Source organism: Kitasatospora sp. NPDC001261 (genome assembly GCF_042896795.1).
Lineage (GTDB): Bacteria > Actinomycetota > Actinomycetes > Streptomycetales > Streptomycetaceae > Kitasatospora.
Genome location: NZ_JBIAXP010000024.1, coordinates 93,839 through 110,365, shown reverse-complemented (window position 1 = coordinate 110,365; position 16,527 = coordinate 93,839). Strand labels below are relative to the sequence as shown.

The following is a 16,527-nucleotide window of genomic DNA, read 5'->3' as shown; positions in this document are numbered from 1 at the left end:
CGTTGAGAGCCCTCCGGGGCTGGTCACGACGTCGCCTACGTGGACGAGGCCACCCTGCTGCCGTTGCGGGCCCTCCAGGGCTGGTTACGACCCTTGACCAGGCCATTCAGATCCACAACCAGCCCACGTTGCGAGCCCTCCAGGGCTGGTTACGACGCGACCGGCACGGGCGGTACGGGGTGTGCCGGTACTGGTTGCAAGCCCTCCAGGGCTGATCACCACGAGCTACCACGTCAACGGCGTGGCGATCATCTACGCGTTGCAAGCCCTCCAGGGCTGGTTGCGACGGGCCCAGGCCGGGCAGCAGGCCGACCGGATCCTCACGTTGCAAGCCCTCCAGGGCTGGTTGCGACGCGGCGGACATGTCCGGCTGCTGGGCCCGCAGTTGGGGTTGCAAACCCTCCAGGGCTGGTTGCGACGAATGCTGCAACTGCACCACCACCGCACCACTGCACGTTGCAAGCCCTCCAGGGCTGGTTGCGACCCGAGGATAAAGCACCAGGTCCAGCGGTGTGCCCGATTTGCCTCCGGCGATGCCGTTGCGACGACTCGGCGGTAGTGCATCGTCGCAGGTCAGGGCGTTTTGGGGCTGGCGCCTCTGAGGGTGGACGCTGTTCCCGTCGGAGGGCTGGCGGCGGTGACGCCGGGGCCTCTAGCACATATGACTGGCTATTGCTCCAAATCGTGAGGAATGCGGTGTCGATCGTTCACGCCCGACTAGCTTGCGGCGTGTTCGGGTTGCGGCACGCGGGTCGGGAGAGTCTGGTGCGGGTGAGGGTCGATGTGACGCCGGATGCGTCGAGTGTGCGGTGGGAGGACGTGCACGGGGCGGCGCGGGGCGTGGTGTACGGGTTGCTCGGTGGGCAGGACGAGGCGCTGGCGCAGGCCTTGCACGACGGCGGGTGGCGGGGGAAGCCGCTGAAGCCGGTGGGGGTGGCCGGGCCGCTGTTTCTGGGGGCGCCGCGGAAGAGGGGCGTGTACTCGACGTCGCGGGACGGTTCGGTGTGGTTCGGGTCGCCGGTGCCGGAGATCGCTTCGGTGCTGGTGCGCGCGCTGGCCGGGGCCGATGAACTGGTGTGGGGCACAACGCGGTTGCGGGTGCGCGGGGTCGCGGTGGACATGGATGCGCTGCTGCCGCCGGGGGAGGGGTCGGTGGAGCTGGAGACGATGACGCCGGTCGTGCTCAAGCACGAGAGCTGGAACCTGCTCCCGGGCGACGAGCACTACCTGGACCGCCTCCAGCACAACCTGGCGCACAAGGCGGACGTGTTGGGCCTGCCGGCCCCGCACGGTCTGCGGGTGCTGGAAGCTGGCCCCCGGCGGCGGTTCACGGTTCGTGGGGCGCCGCGGATCGGGGCGCGGGTGCGGGTGGCGATGGAGGCTGACGGCCGGTTCGTGAACGCGATCCGTTCCTGGGGGCTGGGCCTGGACACGATCCAGGGCTTCGGGTGGGTACGGTGACGGCCCTCGTCGCGTCCGGTCATCCCTTGCAGCGGGCGGGTGCCTGGGCCGTGGCCGTCATCGCCGAGCGCGACGTCCCGGGCCGGGTGAGCGCCGCAGACCTCGACGCCATGGCGTCCACCCTGGTGGCGGACGTGCTGGCGGCCGCGACGGCACCCAAGGACAGCGGCGGCCGCTACGACTGGTGGAAGGTCCTGTTCGCGCTGTACCCGAACTCGAAGGCCACACACAGCAAGCGGCCCTCCGACCCGAACGTGCTGAGGCCGGGCATCGAGCAGCTCTTCGCCCCGGACGCGCCTGAGGCCGGGCCGCTGCGGCCGTGCACGTTCTGCGGCGCCGGTACGGTGGTGGTCTGGGCGAAGTCGAACCTCCCCCTGTTCGACACCAGCAAGGCCCTGAACACCCTGCCGCCCGGAGTCCCCGGCTGGCCGGTCTGCTGGGGGTGCCGGATCGCGATGTGGACGCTGCCCTACGGCGCCTGGGTGACGGCCGGTTCGGCCACCGTCCTGTCCTGCCAAGAGCAGGATACCGAAAGGGAGTTCGCCCGCCGTAACGTACGGCGTGCCCGTCGCGTCATGCAGGCAGGCTTCACCGGGATGCCCGCCGGGGCCAGGCCCGAGCTCGTCGTCCTCGCCGGGCTGCGGGACGCCACCGACGGCCTGTGCGCGACCACCTTGTGGAGCTTCAAGAACGACAACCAGGAGCCCTGGCTGCGCGTCACCCGCACCCGGCGCGCCGTACCGGCCTTCCTCGCCACTGTCGACGGCAACGCGTCGCTGCGCCGTGGCTGGCACCTGCTGCGTCGTGCCCTGGCCCGGCCGGACGCCGGGAAGAGCGGCGCGAGCGAGGCGGCGCGGCTGCTGTTCGAGGCGGAGGACGGCCGGAGCCGCCCGCTGCTCGGGCAGCTGCACCGCCTCCTCGCGGATCCCGACGGCGCGTGGGGCGTCGACGACCGCGAGGCCCTGGTCCGGCTCGCCTTCACCTACGCCGAGGAGGTCTTCGGAATGGAAACCGATCTTGAACCGGTGGCGACGCTGATCGCCGACTGGATCGCCCAGGACGGCTCACGCGGGCGCCTGGCCGAGTACCGCAGGGCCGCGCTCAACGACTACCAGCTCGGCGCGCTCATGGTGAAGGCCTACACGCGTCTGCAACTGGACGGGAACAAGACGCCATTGGCGGGCCCCGAGCTGTGGAAGCCGCTGATCGGGCGCCGGCCGCGCGCCTGGGAGCAGCGGATGCTCCTGTTCGCGCTGGTGTCGGTGATGCTCCAGCGCCGAGGGGTCGCGATCAGCGGCAAGGAGCCCGACCCGCAGCAGGAACGCGAGATCGAGGAGCTGGCGGAGCAACCGGCGTTCGGCGTGGACGCCGAGGACGAGTACGACGCATACGAGATGGAGCAGGCGTAGATGGCTTACCTGGCAGGGATGATGGTGCTCTCCGTGCAGGCCGGGGCACCCAACAACGGGCGGAGCGAGGAGACGGTGTCCCGCGTCAAGTTCGCGCGGGTCAGGGGCCGCAAGTACCCGTACGTGTCCGCGCAGGCGGCGCGTCGCTGGATCCGGGAGACCATGGTCGAGCGCGGCTCGGTACCGTCCCCCGTCACCCGGGTCGGCAAGGCGCAGGGTAAGGCGCAGAAGGCCAACACCCAGGCGGATCCCGTTCGTTACCCGGACGACGACCTGTTCGGCTACATGCGGGCGGGTGCGAGGAAGGACGACGCGGCGACCACCCTGCGCGACAGCCCGTTCATGCTCGGCACCCTGATGTCCGTCGAACCCGCCTACCCGACCGAGGACTTCGGCGTCATGTCCCGGGGGGTGACCGAACCCGTCCTGCACGGCCACGAGTTCTACACCGCCGACCTCGCCGCGCCCTTCCTGCTCGACCTCCCGAGGATCGGCACGTTCACCCTGCCCGGCGCGGACGGGGTGGGCCGGCCCAACTACCTCACCCAGGAGCAGGCGCTCCAGGTGGCGGAGGCCGCCGCGCTCGGCGCCACCACCGGATCGTTCCGCGACCAGCCGGCTGTCCGGCTGCCGCTGGAGGAGCGGCGCCGCCGGGCCGCGCTGCTGCCCGAGGCGATCGCGCACCTGAGCGGCGGGGCGAAGCAGGCCCTGCACTACGGCGACCGGGTGCCCGCGCTGATCGTCCTGGTCGCCTTCAAGGGCGGCATCAACCCGCTGGGCCACGTGATCGACAGCGACCCCGACACGGGGGTGCGGGTGCGCGGGGACGTCCTGGTCCAGGAGCTCGAAGCGTGGGCGGGGGAGTGGGAGGGGCCGGTACGGATCGGTTGGCGGCCCGGCTTCCGCGACCAGGCGCGCGAGGACTTCGAGAAGCAGTGCGAGCGGCAGCTGGCCGAGGGCACCATCGTCGTCGACCACCCCCGGACTGTTCTGCTCAAGCTGGCGGAGGAACTGCGCGCGGGCGAGCTGGACGGCTGGTTCGACGACCCGGAGCCGCGATGACCCCGGCGCCACCGGGCGGGCCGGTACGGGCCCTGCGTGCGACGTTCCACGCGCCCGTGGCCTCCTTCCGGGACCCGCTGTTCCCCGGTGTCACCCGCGTTCTCCCGGTGCCGCCGCCGTCCACCGTCCGCGGGCTGCTGGCGGCCGCCACCGGCGCGTACGCCGAACCCTTCGTCCTCGGCATGGCGGCCTGGTCGGAAGGCCACGGTACCGACACCGAGACCTACCATCCGATCGCCGCCGACGGCAGCAACCCGTCCGCCGGCGGCCGCATCCGGGCCGGAAAGGGCGGTACGACGGCCAAGGACCGGCCCTTCCTCGCCGACGTCCACCTGACCCTGTGGCTGCCCGAACCGGGAGCGGACGGCGACCGGTTCGCCCGGGCGCTGCGCCGGCCTCGTCACGCCCTGCGCCTGGGCCGCTCCCAGGACCTCGTCCACCTCACCGGACTGGCCCACGTCGTCCTCGAACCCGCCGAGCGGGCGGTCGTCGGCCACGCCCTCGCCCCCGCCGACGGCCACGACGTGCCCTCCGCCCACGAGCACCGCCTCGCCGACACCGTCTCCGCCGACCGCCTCACCACCCGCTGGTCGCCGTACCTGTGGTGCGACGAACCCGCCGGGGCGGCACCGGTCCGCGGCGCCTACCGAGAAGCACCCACCAGTAACGAGGATACCCAAGCCGTATGGCTGCTGACCCCCTGACCCCACCCCTGACCCCACCCTTGGCCCCACCACGAAGGCGCGCCCTCACCGACCTGCGGGCCAAGTCGCTGCCCCGGGAAGACCCCGAACGCCTCACCACCCACCTGCGGACCGTCCACGACGCGGTCGCCCAGCTGGAGGCGCGCATCGGGGCCGCCGGCGTCATCGCCACCGAACCGCAGTTCTGGGGCCTCGTACGCGTCGCGGCGCTGCTGCACGACGCGGGCAAGATCGCCGAACTGTTCCAACGGCAGGTCGAACCCGGCGGCAAACCCTGGGGCGAGCGCCACGAGGTCCTCTCGCTCGCCTACGTCGACCTGCTGGCCCCGGCAGCGGGGTGGGGCAGCGAGGAGCGCCTGCTGATCGCCACGCTCGTCGCCGGCCACCACCGGCCGCTCCACGCGGCGTCCTCCCTCGGCGGCGGCAAGCCCGCCCTGTCCCGCCTCTACAACGAACGGACCCGCTGGGACGAGGCCTTCGGCCACGTGCCCGGCCCGGACGGCCCACGGCCGCAGGTCCCGCGCGGCCTGCACCAGGAACTCCTGGCCTGGCTGGCCGGCTCCCTCGGCACCGAACCCGCACCACCGGGGCCGAACGACCCGGTGCTCGCCGACCGGGCCCGCCTGCTCCTCCAGGACGTCCTCACCGCCTGGAGGCTCCCGGTGAAGGCCCACCAGGGCCTGCTCGCCGTCCTGGCCCAGGGCGCCCTCACCCTGGCCGACCACGCCGGCTCCGCCCACGTGGACCTCCAGACCCACATGCCGCTGCCCACCGACTACCTCGCGCGGCTCCCGTACCCGCCGCACCGGCACCAGCACGACGCCGGTACGACCGTGGGCCACCTCGTCCTCATCGCCCCCACGGGCAGCGGCAAGACCGAAGCCGGACTCTCCTGGGCTGCCCGGCAGTTGGCGACGATGGCGGGCATGCCCAGGGTCGTGTGGACCCTGCCCTACCGCGCCTCCCTCAACGCCGCCCGACGTCGCTTCCAGCACACCCTCCACCCGGCCGCGGGGGAGAAGCAGCCCGACATCGGCCTCCTCCACGGCGCCCTCGCCCGTACCCTCCTCACGGAGGCGTCGGAGGACGACTGCTGTAGCGGCCCCACCAAGGACGACGCCCGCAAAGCCCGCGCCCGTGCCAACGCCATGCGTCTGTTCACCCAACGCCTGCGCGTCGCCACGCCCCACCAACTCCTCGCCGCCGCCATCGCCGGGCCCACCCATTCCTCCGTCCTCCTCGAACAGGCCAACTCCCTGTTCGTCCTGGACGAACTCCACGCCTACGACCCCGAGACCTTCGGTCGGCTCTGCGCCGCGATGCGGCTGTGGGAACAACTCGGCAGCAGGATCGCCGTGTTGTCCGCGACTCTCGCCCCGCCGCTGCTGACCATCGTCGACGAGAGCCTGCACCAGCCCGTCACCTGCCACCGGGCCGAGCCCGGGACGGCGCCGGTGCGGCACCGACTGGTCGTCGACGAGCTCGCGCTGACGGACCCGGAGAGCATCGCGCGGCTGGAAGGGTGGATCGACGAGGGGCACAGCGTGCTGGCGGTCGTCAACAGGGTTGCCGCGGGGCAGGCCCTCTTCGCCGCCCTCGCCGACCACGCCCGCGAGCAGCACCCCGACGACCCGGACGCCGCGCTGCTCCTCCACTCGCGCTTCAAGAACAAGGACCGCGACGAGATCGAACGCCGACTCCTGAAACGCCACCGCGAGCGCCGGTCCGACGACGCGCCGCGTCGAGGCGGTCTGGTCGTGGCCACGCAGACGGTGGAGGTCTCGCTGCAACTCGACTTCGACCGGGGCGCGGTGGAGAACGCCCCCATCGAGGCCGTCGCCCAGCGCGCCGGACGCGTCAACCGCCGAGGCCTCCACCCGGACGGGGCGGTCGAGTTCCGGGTCCACCGGACGGACGGCCACCGCCCGTACGACCAGGGCGCGGTGGAGGCCGCCTGGTCGGCGCTCACCACCCTGGCGCTGGAAGGCGCCACCGACCTCAGCGAACAGGACATCGACCGCCTCCTCGCCCTCGCCTACGACACCGACTGGGGCCACAAGTGGGCTGAGAGGGCTCGGGAGGCCCGCGACGGGTTCACCGCCGAGTTCCTCACCTTCGCCGACCCCTTCCACGACCGCACCGAGTACGCGAAGTCCCTCGGCGAACGCTTCGACACCGTGGAGGTGCTCCTGGAGGAGGACACCGAGGAGTACCGCCGACTCGCGGTCGGCAGGAAGGCGGACCCGCTCCTCGCCGCCGGACTGCTCATCCCGCTGGGCTACGGGCAGTTGAAGACCTACAGCCACGCGTTCGACCGGTCGCTAGGCGTCCATCTCGTCAAGGGCGAGTACGACCCCGTCCTGGGCCTCCGCCCGCCCGCCGAAACGGAGACGATCCTGTGAAACCCATCCCTGCGAGTCCACTCGGCGACGACCAGGGCCTCGGCGGCGTCCACATCAAGTACCTGCGCCACTGCCCGCGCCAACTCTGGCTCTACACGCGCGGTTACCGGCCCGAAGGCGGCAGCGACCTCGTCGCCTTCGGGGAGGTCGTGAGCGAGACCACGTTCACGCGACGGCGGGACGTCGACCTCGGCGAAGCCCGCATCGACTGGGTCACCGCCGGGGCCGTCATCCACGAGACCAAGTCCTCCCGCAGCCCCTCGCCCGCCCACGACGCCCAAGTCCGGCACTACTGCCTGCTGTTGGAGCGCCGAGGCGTCAACGTGCGCGGCGGCACCGTCCACTACCCCCTCATCCGCCGCACCACCGATGTCCCCTGGAACGAAGAGGCGCGGGAAGCGGCCGAGACCGCCGAGGACGAGGCCCGCGCCGTCATCGCCTCGGCCGAACCCCCCGACCGCCGGACCCGTGCCGCCTGCCGCGGCTGCTCCTACCTCGACTACTGCTGGGGAGACTGATGCCCGCCGTCGGCCGTACCTACTGGCTCACCGGACCCTGCCGCATCCGCCGCGAGGACGACAGCATCCGCATCGAGCGTGCCGACGGCAGCCCCGTCCGCATCCCCATCACGGACATCCGCGACCTCGTCGCCTTCGAGCACGTCGACCTCAACACCTCCGTGATGTCCCTCCTCAGCCGCCACGGCGTCACCGTCCACATCCTCGACCACTACGGCAACTACGCCGGACACTTCGCGCCCGCCGAGGCCATGTCCTCCGCCACCGTCCTCCGCCGACAGGTCGAGATCACCGGCGACCCCGCGCAACGCCTCCCGGTCGCGCGCGGACTCCTCCTCGCCACCGCCGAGAACCTCCGCTGGGCCCTCGACACCGACCTCCTCGACCCGGCACTCGAAACCCTGCGCACCGCCCTGCCCGACTGCCACGACACCGACGAACTCATGGGCCAGGAAGGCAACTTCCGCCGCACCGCCTGGGCCGTCCTCGACACCCGCCTCCCCGTCTGGCTCCGCCTCAACGGACGCACCCGCCGACCACCCACCAACGCCGGCAACGCCTTCATCGGCTACCTCAACGCCCTCACCTACGCCCGCGTCCTCACCGCCCTGCGCAGCACCCCGCTCCACCCCGCCATCGGTTTCCTGCACAGCGACACCGACCGCCGCCGCAACACCCTCGCCCTCGACCTCGCCGAACCCTTCAAACCCCTGCTCGCCGAACGGCTACTGCGGCGGGCCGCCGGCCAGAAGCACCTCAAACCCAGCGACTTCGAGACGGAAGTCGGCCGCGCCGCACTCAGTGCGGACGGCCGCAAGAAGATCGCCGCCCTGGTTCGGGAGGAACTCGCGACGACGGTGTACCACCGGACGCTGAAGCGGAAGGTCAGCTACGAGGAGCTCATCCACCTCGAAGCACTCAAGCTCGTCCGGCTGTGTCTGGAAGGCACGCCGTACAAGCCCTTCCGGCCCTGGTGGTAGCCGCCGATGTTCGTCATCCTGGTCTACGACACCGCAGCCGAACGCAACCCGAAAGTGCTGAAGACCTGCCGCAAGTACCTCCACTGGACCCAGCGCAGCGTCTTCCACGGCGAACTCACCGCCGCCCAGTACCGCGCCCTCACCCACACCCTCAACAGCGTGATCGACCCCAGCTACGACAGCATCGTCACCTACACCGCCCGCTCCCCGGACATGATCGACAGGGCAACACTCGGCGCCACCCTCGGCGGGCCGGGCGAGATCCTGTGACCAGTGCCGCTGCAGTACCGGCCGGTCGCCGCGCTTCCGTCGCCTACGGCGACGCTCGCAGGCGCTCTGAGCTTGGACTTTACTCTCGGGTCGTGATCAGCCCTGGAGGGCTTGCAACTCGGTCGGGCTGGACCTGGTGCGCGCGGTGGGCGAGTCGTGATCAGCCCTGGAGGGCTTGCAACCTGCCCCCGTGATTTACCGCAAGGCGTACGGCGAGTCGTGATCAGCCCTGGAGGGCTTGCAACCGCTGATCGAGTTGTAGGTCCTGGGGATCGGCGCCGGGGTCGTGATCAGCCCTGGAGGGCTTGCAACACCAGGCCATCCAACTCGCCAACCAGCCCACCCCGGGTCGTGATCAGCCCTGGAGGGCTTGCAACGTGACCAGCCGCTGAGGGTCGGCGAGGGCGCCGCGTCGTGATCAGCCCTGGAGGGCTTGCAACATGCCGAGGGTCTTCAAGCCCGACGGCCGCCCGCCGGGTCGTGAGCGGCCCTGGGCCCGTAACAGGTCCAGGGCCGCCCACTGCCGGTCAGATGCGGATGGCGGTGAGGACGTGGTAGTCGAGGAGGCCGTCGCGCCAGGCGGGGAGGAAGTGGCGGGTCCAGTGGGCGGCGGGGACGGCGTCGGTGAGGTAGCGGTCGAGGCCGGGCCAGACGTCGGCGCCGATGGATTCGGTGGTGATGTCGGTGAAGCCGGTGCGGGTGAGGGAGGTGGTGAAGTCGTCGAGGGGGTGGGCGATGTCGAGGCCGTCGGCGAAGCTGGCGAGGAGGATCTTGAGGCGTTCGGCGACGTCGGGGCCGGGGGCGGTGAAGAAGGTGGCGACGACGAGCCGGCCGCCGGGGCGCAGGACGCGGGCGGACTCGCGGGCGAAGCCGGTCAGTTCGCGGAAGTGCTGGGCGGCCTCGACGGAGAAGACGCCGTCCAGATAGCCGTCGGAGAAGGGGAGTTCGTCCGCCGAGCCGAGGGTGTACGCCAGCCGATCGGGGTACGTTGCCAGGGCTCTCGCGTTGACGGCGCGGGCCCGTTCGATCTGGTCGGGGTGGATGTCCACGCCCGTCACGCCCGCGAACCGGAACTCCCGCAGGGCGAGGGCGGTACCCAGCCCCCGGCCGCAGCCCACCTCCGCCAGCCGCAGCCGCTCCCGCGGCTCCGGGAACTCCCGCAGCACCCGCCGGTACATCTGTTCCTGGCTGCGCACCCGGTCCTCGGAGGTCGGGTCGGCGAGGTCGATCCCTTGCCAGTAGCCGAAGTTGATGAAGCCTCCGGCGAATGACGGGGCGGTGCTGAGGTCGTCGACGCCGTACGTCCGGCGTACGGTCGGGGGGATGCGGTTGTGGTCCATGGGCCGCTGGGTCTCCTGCTCGGTGGGCGCCCGGCCGTCGGGCGCGCCGAGGTACGTACCCAAACCTGTGGTGGTCCGAACACGGTACGTGATGGCGGAGCGTCCAGGGAGCGGTGGGGGAGCGTGGTGGTGCTCCGAGCGGGCTCGGGGCACCACCACGCGAACGGGGAGAGGCTACCGGGTGAGGTCGGCCGGTGTGTCGAGGCGGGTCAGTTTCCGCGGGTTGCGCACGATGTAGACCCGGGTGACCCGGCCGTTCTCCACCGCGAGGCTCACGACCGAGGGTTCGCCGCCGATGTCGATCCGGCCGGCCGGGGCGCCGTTGAGCCACACCGTGGTGGTGTCGAACGGGACCGGCAGCCGCCCGGTGCGCGCTAGCAGCGCCGCGACGGCCTCGGCCCCGTGCACGGGGGCCGGTACGGCGGCCGCGATCCCGCCGCCGTCGGCGATCAGGACGACGTCCGGTGCCAGCACCTCCATCAGGTCCTGCAGCCGCCCGGTGCGCAGGGTCGCCAGGAACCGTTCCACCACCCGTTGTTGCTCGGAGCGGCTGACCCGTACCCGGGGCCGGCGGGCCGCCACGTGCGCGCGGGCGCGCCGGGCGATCTGCCGGACGGTGGGCGGGGTCTTGCCGAGGGCCTCGGCGATCTCCTCGTAGGGCAGCTCGAAGACCTCACGCAGCACGAACACGGCCCGCTCGGTCGGCCCGAGCGTCTCCAGCACGGTCAGCATCGCGAACGAGACGCTCTCCGCGAGTTCGACGTCCTCGGCGACGTCGGGGCTGGTGAGCAGCGGCTCCGGCAGCCACTCGCCGACGTACTGCTCGCGTCGACGGGTGAGCGTCCGTAGCCGGTTGAGGCCCTGGCGGGTGACGATCCGGATGAGGTACGAGCGCGGGTCGTGCACCTGGGCGCGGTCGACCCCGGCCCACCGCAGCCAGGACTCCTGCAGCACGTCCTCGGCGTCGGCGGCGGAGCCGAGCAGCTCGTAGGCGACGGTGAAGAGCAGGCTGCGGTGGGCGACGAAGGGGTCCTCGGTCATGCCGGCTCCACTCCGGCCGGCATGGAGGTGTCGGTGTCGGCGGCGGTGACGGTGGGCCGGGCCAGCGGGATCCCGCAGGAGTCGGAGAAGCCCTGCGACCGGACGCCGTTCGCGGTGTTGTTCCTGGTGGCCATGTTGACGAAGGCGACGTAGGCGGTGAGTTCGACCATGGCCGCCGGGCCGAGCTCGCCCAGCAGGTGCTCGTACTGCTCGTCGGTGACGGCCGGCGGGGTCACGGTCATGGCCTCGGCGTACGCCATCACCTCGCGCTCCAGCGCCGTGAACACCTCCGCCGCCCGCCAGTTCGGCACCTGGCTCGCCTTGGCCGGGTCCAGGCCCTGGTTCCGGGCCTGGAAGTAGCCGACGTCCAGGCACCAGCCGCAGCCGACCTGGGCGGCCACCGCCATGTGCGCGAAGGACTTGAGGCCCTCGTCGAGCGCGTCCCACTCGGCGATCCCGCGGGAGAAGTCCAGGTTCGCGGTGGCGACGGCGGGGTTGTGCCAGACGGCCTCGACGGGTTCGAGGGCGGTCCCGAACGTCCTGATCATGTTCTCGCTCAGCTCGGCGGGCAGCTGGGCCTTCGGCAGTCGCAGTGCCATGGTGTCCTCCGGGTTCGGTGGTTCGGTGGTTCGGCGGGTTGCCGGACATGAAGACACCGGAGGGTGCCCGGATGTGACAGCGGATGGCGAAGCCGGGCGAGCGGCCGGCCAGCCAGGTGGGCGGCCGGGAGAAAAGGCGTTTCGGACCGGCCGGGCGGTTCGCTACAGTCCGCCGGGAGTCCGACCACCGCGAGGAGACCGACCACCGTGACCGTCCCCGACGACCGCCCCGCCCCGCCGCTGACCGGGGGCGAGCGCGAGATGCTGCGCGGCTTCCTCGACTTCCACCGGGCGACCCTGGCCCTGAAGTGCGAGGGCCTGACCGACGAGCAGCTGCGGCTGCGCTCCAGCCCGCCGTCCACGCTCAGCCTGCTCGGGCTGGTCCGGCACATGGCGGAGGTCGAGCGGGTCTGGTTCCGCCGGGTGATCGACGGTGAGGAGCTGCCGCTGGTCTGGTCCGAGGACGGCGACTACCAGGCCGCCTACGACCCCGCCGGTGCCACCCGCGCCGAGGCCTTCGCCGCGTGGCAGGCCGAGGTCGAGCACTCCCGCCGGATCGAGCTGGCCGCCGACTCCCTCGACGTCACCGGCTACCAGGCCCGGTGGGACGCCGAGGTGTCGCTGCGGCTGGTGATGCTCCACCTGATCCACGAGTACGCCCGGCACAACGGGCACGCGGACTTCCTGCGGGAGGCGATCGACGGCACGGTGGGCGCCTGAGCGCCGAGGGGAGCTACCGGGCTACCAGCCGAGCAGGTGGGTGCGCCGGGTGAGGGCGGTGAGGACGGAGCCGGTGGCGGCCTCGGGGGTGAGCGCCGCGGTGTCGAGGGTGTGGGCGGTGTGGACGGTGTCCTCGGGCGCCGGGCCGGGGTGGAGGACGACGTAGTGGAGGGCGGCGCCGGTGGCGCGGCTCTCGCGGCGGAAGGTGTCGAGGGCGGCCGGGGCGGCGGGGGCCTCCACCACGACCTGGTAGCCGCGGGTGGCGTAGGCGAAGGCGGCCTGGGCGGCGGCCGCCAGGGCGGTGGCGTTCTGGCGCCCGGCCTCGGGCAGGTGGGGCGGGAGCTGGCCGCTGCGTATGACCCGCAGGAAGTCGTCCGTCCGCAGGTGGACGCTCGGGTTCAGTTCCCGGGCGAGCAGCTCCGCGACCGGGCTGTTCCCGGCCCCGGCCGGGTCGACGAGGACGAGGACGCCCCCGGCGCCCCCGCCGCCCCCGAGCTCCGGCCCACCTACGGTCGTACGGTTCACAGCTGCTGATCCCTTCGCGGGCCGGGGACGGTCGGGTAGCCGGGGCGGGGCGGTCGGAGTGCGAAGGGGCTGGTCGGCCCATATCCGGACATCCGACCGCCTCGTCCCTACGACTGATGCGTTTCGGGGATCAACCTAGTCCAAACGGGTGGTCCGAGTCGTCCCCAGCCCGCTTCCTGGGCGGGTCGGAGTGGTCGGTCGGCGGGGCCGGCCGGGGTGGTCAGCCCGCTTCGGTGCGCAGCACGATCGGGTTGGTGAGCGCCGCCATCGGGCCCCAGGGCAGGTCCGGGCCCATCGAGTTGCCCCTGCCGGGGGTGCCGTCCGCCTTCGGGTGGCGCACCTCGGCCCGGACGTAGGCGGCGAGCGAGGCGGTGGTGCGCCAGATCACGGTGCCGGAGCCGTCGGCGGGCAGCGGCTCCTGGTGCATCTGGCCCTCGTCGGTGAGCAGGCGGACCGTCCCGCCGGGCACGCCGGAGACGGTGAGCCGGACGTCCAGCGGGGCGTCGGCGGGGACGGTCAGCTCCTCGCCGATGCCCGCCCGGCGGCCGTGCCCGGTGACGGTGAGGTCCAGCGTGACGGCGGAGGACTCGGCCAGCCAGCTGCGCCCGGCGCGCAGCCCGTCGAGGATCGCGTCCCGGGTGAGGTCCTCGGCCAGGACGACGTTGTGCGGGGAGCCGATGGCCTGCGGCTCGCTGTGCGCGTCGCTGTTGCCCAGGGCGGGCAGCCAGGAGCGGCCCTCGCGCAGGGCGACGGCGAGCCGGCCGTCCCAGGTGTCCACCGCCGACTCGTCGTCGTACGTCCAGGGGCCGTTCCACACCTCGACGCCGTCGGCCTGCTCGTAGCCGAACTTCCACTGGCAGGCGACGTACGGGCAGTACGGGTGCGCGGGCACCACCAGGCCGCCGGACCGGTGGACCTGGCGGACGAAGCGCGGGAACTCCTCGTCGCGGGAGCGGTAGCGCCAGTCGACGAACTGGCCGGCTTCCAGCCCGAGGGCCAGCCAGTGGCCGTTGCGGGTGGTGATCTCCTCGCCCGGCAGGATCAGCAGGTCGGGGCCGGCCAGCGGGCCCCAGGCGGCGTGCGAGGAGCTGGTGTTGTGGTCGGTGGAGACGATGAAGTCCAGGCCGGCCGCGCGGGCTCCGGCGGCCACCTCCTCGGGCTTGCGCCGCCCGTCGGAGTGGACGGTGTGCAGGTGGCAGTCGCCCCGGTACCAGGCCCGGCCGCGGCCGCGGGCCCGCTCCGCCGGGTACTGCGGGGTGAACCGCGGCCCGGGGGCGCCGAAGCGGAGGGTGACCTCGACGTGGTACTCCAGGCCCTGCGGGGCGACCTGGTAGGGGCCGAGGACCACGTGCCAGGTGCCGGGGTTGACCGGGCCGGGGAGGTAGCCGGGGGTCGCGGCGGCGCGGGAGAGGCTGAACTCGGTGCGGAAGCCGCCGGACCAGCCGCGGAAGCCGGGGCCGCCGAGGTCGGTGCCGCGCTCGTCGAAGATGCCGATGTCGCAGGAGTTGCCGGGGGTGCCGGCCGGGACGGGCGGCTTGTCGTAGCCGTAGGAGACGGCGATCTCGCGGACGCCCTCGGGGACCTCGACCGGGAGGTAGACGAAGTCGGGGGAGCCGGTGGGCAGGTGGCCGGTGAGGGTGAGGGTGCGGTCGGGGGGTGTGGCGCCTGGGGCGGCGGCGGGGCCGTCGGCGGGGGCGGCGTCCGCCCGGCCGGTGGCGGCGGCGAGGCCGAGCGCGGTGGCGGCGCCGGTGGCGAGGCCGGTGCGGAGCAGGTCGCGGCGGGCGGGCTGCGGAGTCGGCGGGTGGGTCGGCTGGTCGGCCGGTTGGTCGGCGGGTTGGTCGGCGGGTCGGTTCGGGCGCGGGGTGCTGGGCTCGGTCGGCATCGAGGTCTCCGGATCGGGGTGGGCGGGTCGCTCGCGGGCTTACCCGGGCGGGTGAACCGGGGGTGAGTCGTGGCCCACGGCGGCGGGGCGGGTCGGTGAAGAGGCGCCGGGCGGGGGCGGGGGCGAGTTGCGGGGAGTGACGAATGGTCGGTTCATTGTCATGTCATCGGTTTACATGCCATCGGGTTATATGAGGCATGGCTTGTGCGAGACATGGCGCGGATGGGAGACGGGCGTGTCGGTGAGTCGGCGGGCACTGCTCATGGGGGTGGCCGGAGGAGCGCTGGCGGGGTGCCGGAGCAGGGCGGCGGGCACCGATCCGGCCTCGCCGTCGGCGCCACCGTCCACCGAACCGTCCGCCGAACCGCTCGCGACGCCGTCCGGCGGGCCCACCGAGGCCGTCGCGCCGACACCCGCGCCGGAATCGACGCCCGCGCCGGACCCCGCGAAGCAGCCCCCGCACCCGGCGACCCGGGCCGAGGTGGTCGAGCGGTACGGCGCGCTGGCCCCGGCCGAGTGGGGGCTGGACGTGTCCGGGGTGATCACCGAGCTGCCGGAGGGCGAGAGCGCCATGGCGCTCACCTTCGACGCCTGCGGCGGCCCCGGCGGCAGCGGCTACGACGCCGACCTGATCGACGCCCTGCGGGCGCACGGGGTGCCGGCCACGCTCTTCCTGAACGCCCGCTGGATCGACGCCAACCCGGACGAGTTCGAGCAGCTCGCCGCCGACCCGCTGTTCGAGATCGGCAACCACGGCACCGTCCACCGTCCGCTCTCGGTGACCGGCCGATCCGCCTACGGCATCGCCGGCACACGCGGCGTCGGCGAGGTGTACGACGAGGTGGCGGGCAACGCCGAGAAGCTCACCGGGCTGCTCGGGCACCCGCCCCGGTTCTTCCGCTCCGGCACCGCGCACTACGACGACGTCGCCACCCGGGTGGTCGCCGACCTGGGCCAGCGGGTGGCCGGATTCACCGTCAACGGGGACGACGGGGCGACGCTCCGGTCCGCCGAGGTGCGGCGGGAGGTCGCCTCCGCCCCGCCCGGCGCGATCGTGATCGGGCACATGAACCGCCCGGGCGGCGGCACCGCCCCCGGGGTGGCGGCGGCGGTGCCGGGGCTGCTGGCGGCGGGGCGGCGCTTCGTCCGGCTCTCGGACGTGCTGTAGCGGGGCACGCCCCCGCGACGGGGCCCGGGGCGGTCAGGCGGGGTGAAGGGCGGTCAGGCCAGGCGCAGGCCGCCCGGGTGCTCCTCCTCGATGATCCGGACCAGCCAGTCGAAGACCGTCGGCCCCCTGCCGGCCCGGGCGGCGTCCAGCTGGGCGGTGATCCGCGCGCGGTTGGTCGGGTGGGCGCGCGCCAGCCGCAGCTCCAGCTGCCGGACCGTCTCCGGGTAGCCGAGGTTGCGGCGGGAGACCTCGTGGTGGCGCCACTCGATGACCCAGTCGCCGTCCTCGGGGGTGCCGTAGCCGCCGCGCAGGCAGTCGGCGAAGGCGTCGAGGTTGCGGCCGAAGTAGCCGTCCACGCCGATGGTCCGCCCGACCACGTCCCAGAAGTCCTCCAGGGTCTTGATCTCGTCGCCGTCGATCACATAGGTCACCGTCACGGGGTCGAG

16 protein-coding genes and 1 CRISPR repeat array are annotated in these 16,527 nt (G+C 72.8%); of the genes, 10 read left to right on the top strand and 6 right to left on the bottom strand.

The annotated features are described in order from the left end of the window. Positions 1–696: 696 nt before the first annotated feature. From cas6 to cas2, 8 genes are read left to right on the top strand one after another with little or no spacing between them, the layout of a single operon-like run. Positions 697–1,461 carry a CRISPR-associated endoribonuclease Cas6 gene (gene cas6 / locus ACFY4B_RS29485; RefSeq protein WP_387972964.1) on the top strand — a complete coding sequence of 255 codons (765 nt, stop codon included), beginning with the start codon at positions 697–699 and terminating at the stop codon, positions 1,459–1,461. A gap of 50 nt (positions 1,462–1,511) precedes the next feature. Further along, a complete protein-coding gene (locus tag ACFY4B_RS29480; RefSeq protein ID WP_387972961.1) occupies positions 1,512–2,870 on the top strand; it encodes a hypothetical protein in 1,359 nt (452 codons plus the stop codon). Continuing rightward, entirely contained in the window at positions 2,871–3,932 is a 1,062-nt protein-coding gene (gene cas7i, locus ACFY4B_RS29475; RefSeq protein WP_387972958.1) for a type I-B CRISPR-associated protein Cas7/Cst2/DevR, read from the top strand. Then, positions 3,929–4,636, top strand: a complete 708-nt coding sequence (cas5, locus tag ACFY4B_RS29470) for a CRISPR-associated protein Cas5 (protein ID WP_375877056.1) — start codon at positions 3,929–3,931, stop codon at positions 4,634–4,636. Before cas7i ends, cas5 begins: the two co-directional genes overlap by 4 nt. Continuing rightward, positions 4,618–7,038: a CRISPR-associated helicase Cas3' gene (gene cas3, locus ACFY4B_RS29465; RefSeq protein WP_387972955.1), complete on the top strand. Its 2,421-nt coding sequence runs from the start codon at positions 4,618–4,620 to the stop codon at positions 7,036–7,038. Before cas5 ends, cas3 begins: the two co-directional genes overlap by 19 nt. Beyond that, entirely contained in the window at positions 7,035–7,556 is a 522-nt protein-coding gene (locus tag ACFY4B_RS29460) for a CRISPR-associated protein Cas4 (protein WP_049652021.1), read from the top strand. Before cas3 ends, ACFY4B_RS29460 begins: the two co-directional genes overlap by 4 nt. Continuing rightward, positions 7,556–8,536 carry a type I-B CRISPR-associated endonuclease Cas1b gene (cas1b, locus tag ACFY4B_RS29455; protein ID WP_387972953.1) on the top strand — a complete coding sequence of 327 codons (981 nt, stop codon included), beginning with the start codon at positions 7,556–7,558 and terminating at the stop codon, positions 8,534–8,536. Before ACFY4B_RS29460 ends, cas1b begins: the two co-directional genes overlap by 1 nt. Positions 8,537–8,542: 6 nt before the next feature. Beyond that, positions 8,543–8,806, top strand: coding sequence for a CRISPR-associated endonuclease Cas2 (gene cas2, locus ACFY4B_RS29450; RefSeq protein WP_049652019.1), 264 nt, complete (start codon positions 8,543–8,545; stop codon positions 8,804–8,806). An 89-nt stretch (positions 8,807–8,895) separates the two neighbouring features. Next, positions 8,896–9,246: a CRISPR direct-repeat array (repeat unit 29 nt; unit sequence GTCGTGATCAGCCCTGGAGGGCTTGCAAC). Between the two features lie 87 nt (positions 9,247–9,333). On the opposite strand, the gene ACFY4B_RS29445 is transcribed toward cas2, so the two are convergent. The 3 genes from ACFY4B_RS29445 to ACFY4B_RS29435 form a co-directional block, all read right to left on the bottom strand. Further along, positions 9,334–10,209 carry a class I SAM-dependent methyltransferase gene (locus tag ACFY4B_RS29445; RefSeq protein ID WP_387972950.1) on the bottom strand — a complete coding sequence of 292 codons (876 nt, stop codon included), beginning with the start codon at positions 10,207–10,209 and terminating at the stop codon, positions 9,334–9,336. Positions 10,210–10,320: 111 nt separating this feature from the next. After that, positions 10,321–11,187: an RNA polymerase sigma-70 factor gene (locus ACFY4B_RS29440; RefSeq protein ID WP_380777706.1), complete on the bottom strand. Its 867-nt coding sequence runs from the start codon at positions 11,185–11,187 to the stop codon at positions 10,321–10,323. Beyond that, positions 11,184–11,786 carry a carboxymuconolactone decarboxylase family protein gene (locus ACFY4B_RS29435; RefSeq protein ID WP_387972946.1) on the bottom strand — a complete coding sequence of 201 codons (603 nt, stop codon included), beginning with the start codon at positions 11,784–11,786 and terminating at the stop codon, positions 11,184–11,186. The genes ACFY4B_RS29440 and ACFY4B_RS29435 overlap by 4 nt, the downstream gene beginning before the upstream one ends. 261 nt (positions 11,787–12,047) lie before the next feature. Here ACFY4B_RS29435 and ACFY4B_RS29430 point away from each other — a divergent pair, with 261 nt between their 5' ends. Continuing rightward, the gene (locus tag ACFY4B_RS29430; protein WP_375877064.1) at positions 12,048–12,506 is read left to right on the top strand and encodes a DinB family protein; all 459 of its coding nucleotides are present in this window, start codon (positions 12,048–12,050) and stop codon (positions 12,504–12,506) included. A gap of 21 nt (positions 12,507–12,527) precedes the next feature. Here the strand turns inward: ACFY4B_RS29430 and ACFY4B_RS29425 are convergent, their stop codons facing one another. Further along, a complete protein-coding gene (locus tag ACFY4B_RS29425) occupies positions 12,528–13,031 on the bottom strand; it encodes a hypothetical protein (RefSeq protein ID WP_049652015.1) in 504 nt (167 codons plus the stop codon). 220 nt (positions 13,032–13,251) lie between these two features. Next, complete coding sequence (locus ACFY4B_RS29420; protein WP_387972943.1) at positions 13,252–14,913, bottom strand: CehA/McbA family metallohydrolase; 1,662 nt, start codon at positions 14,911–14,913, stop codon at positions 13,252–13,254. A gap of 235 nt (positions 14,914–15,148) precedes the next feature. Here ACFY4B_RS29420 and ACFY4B_RS29415 point away from each other — a divergent pair, with 235 nt between their 5' ends. Beyond that, positions 15,149–16,081: a polysaccharide deacetylase family protein gene (locus ACFY4B_RS29415; RefSeq protein ID WP_387972940.1), complete on the top strand. Its 933-nt coding sequence runs from the start codon at positions 15,149–15,151 to the stop codon at positions 16,079–16,081. Between the two features lie 53 nt (positions 16,082–16,134). On the opposite strand, the gene ACFY4B_RS29410 is transcribed toward ACFY4B_RS29415, so the two are convergent. Beyond that, complete coding sequence (locus ACFY4B_RS29410) at positions 16,135–16,518, bottom strand: barstar family protein (RefSeq protein ID WP_380777709.1); 384 nt, start codon at positions 16,516–16,518, stop codon at positions 16,135–16,137. Positions 16,519–16,527: the final 9 nt, after the last annotated feature.

Excerpts from the sequence above, each read along its gene's own strand:
- cas7i (WP_387972958.1), top strand. The coding sequence starts at position 2,871 with ATGGCTTACCTGGCAGGGATGATGGTGCTCTCCGTGCAGGCCGGGGCA.
- cas5 (WP_375877056.1), top strand. The coding sequence starts at position 3,929 with ATGACCCCGGCGCCACCGGGCGGGCCGGTACGGGCCCTGCGTGCGACG.
- cas3 (WP_387972955.1), top strand. The coding sequence starts at position 4,618 with ATGGCTGCTGACCCCCTGACCCCACCCCTGACCCCACCCTTGGCCCCA.
- cas1b (WP_387972953.1), top strand. The coding sequence starts at position 7,556 with ATGCCCGCCGTCGGCCGTACCTACTGGCTCACCGGACCCTGCCGCATC.
- cas2 (WP_049652019.1), top strand. The coding sequence starts at position 8,543 with ATGTTCGTCATCCTGGTCTACGACACCGCAGCCGAACGCAACCCGAAA.
- ACFY4B_RS29440 (WP_380777706.1), bottom strand. The coding sequence starts at position 11,187 with ATGACCGAGGACCCCTTCGTCGCCCACCGCAGCCTGCTCTTCACCGTC.
- ACFY4B_RS29435 (WP_387972946.1), bottom strand. The coding sequence starts at position 11,786 with ATGGCACTGCGACTGCCGAAGGCCCAGCTGCCCGCCGAGCTGAGCGAG.
- ACFY4B_RS29430 (WP_375877064.1), top strand. The coding sequence starts at position 12,048 with ATGCTGCGCGGCTTCCTCGACTTCCACCGGGCGACCCTGGCCCTGAAG.
- ACFY4B_RS29420 (WP_387972943.1), bottom strand. The coding sequence starts at position 14,913 with ATGCCGACCGAGCCCAGCACCCCGCGCCCGAACCGACCCGCCGACCAA.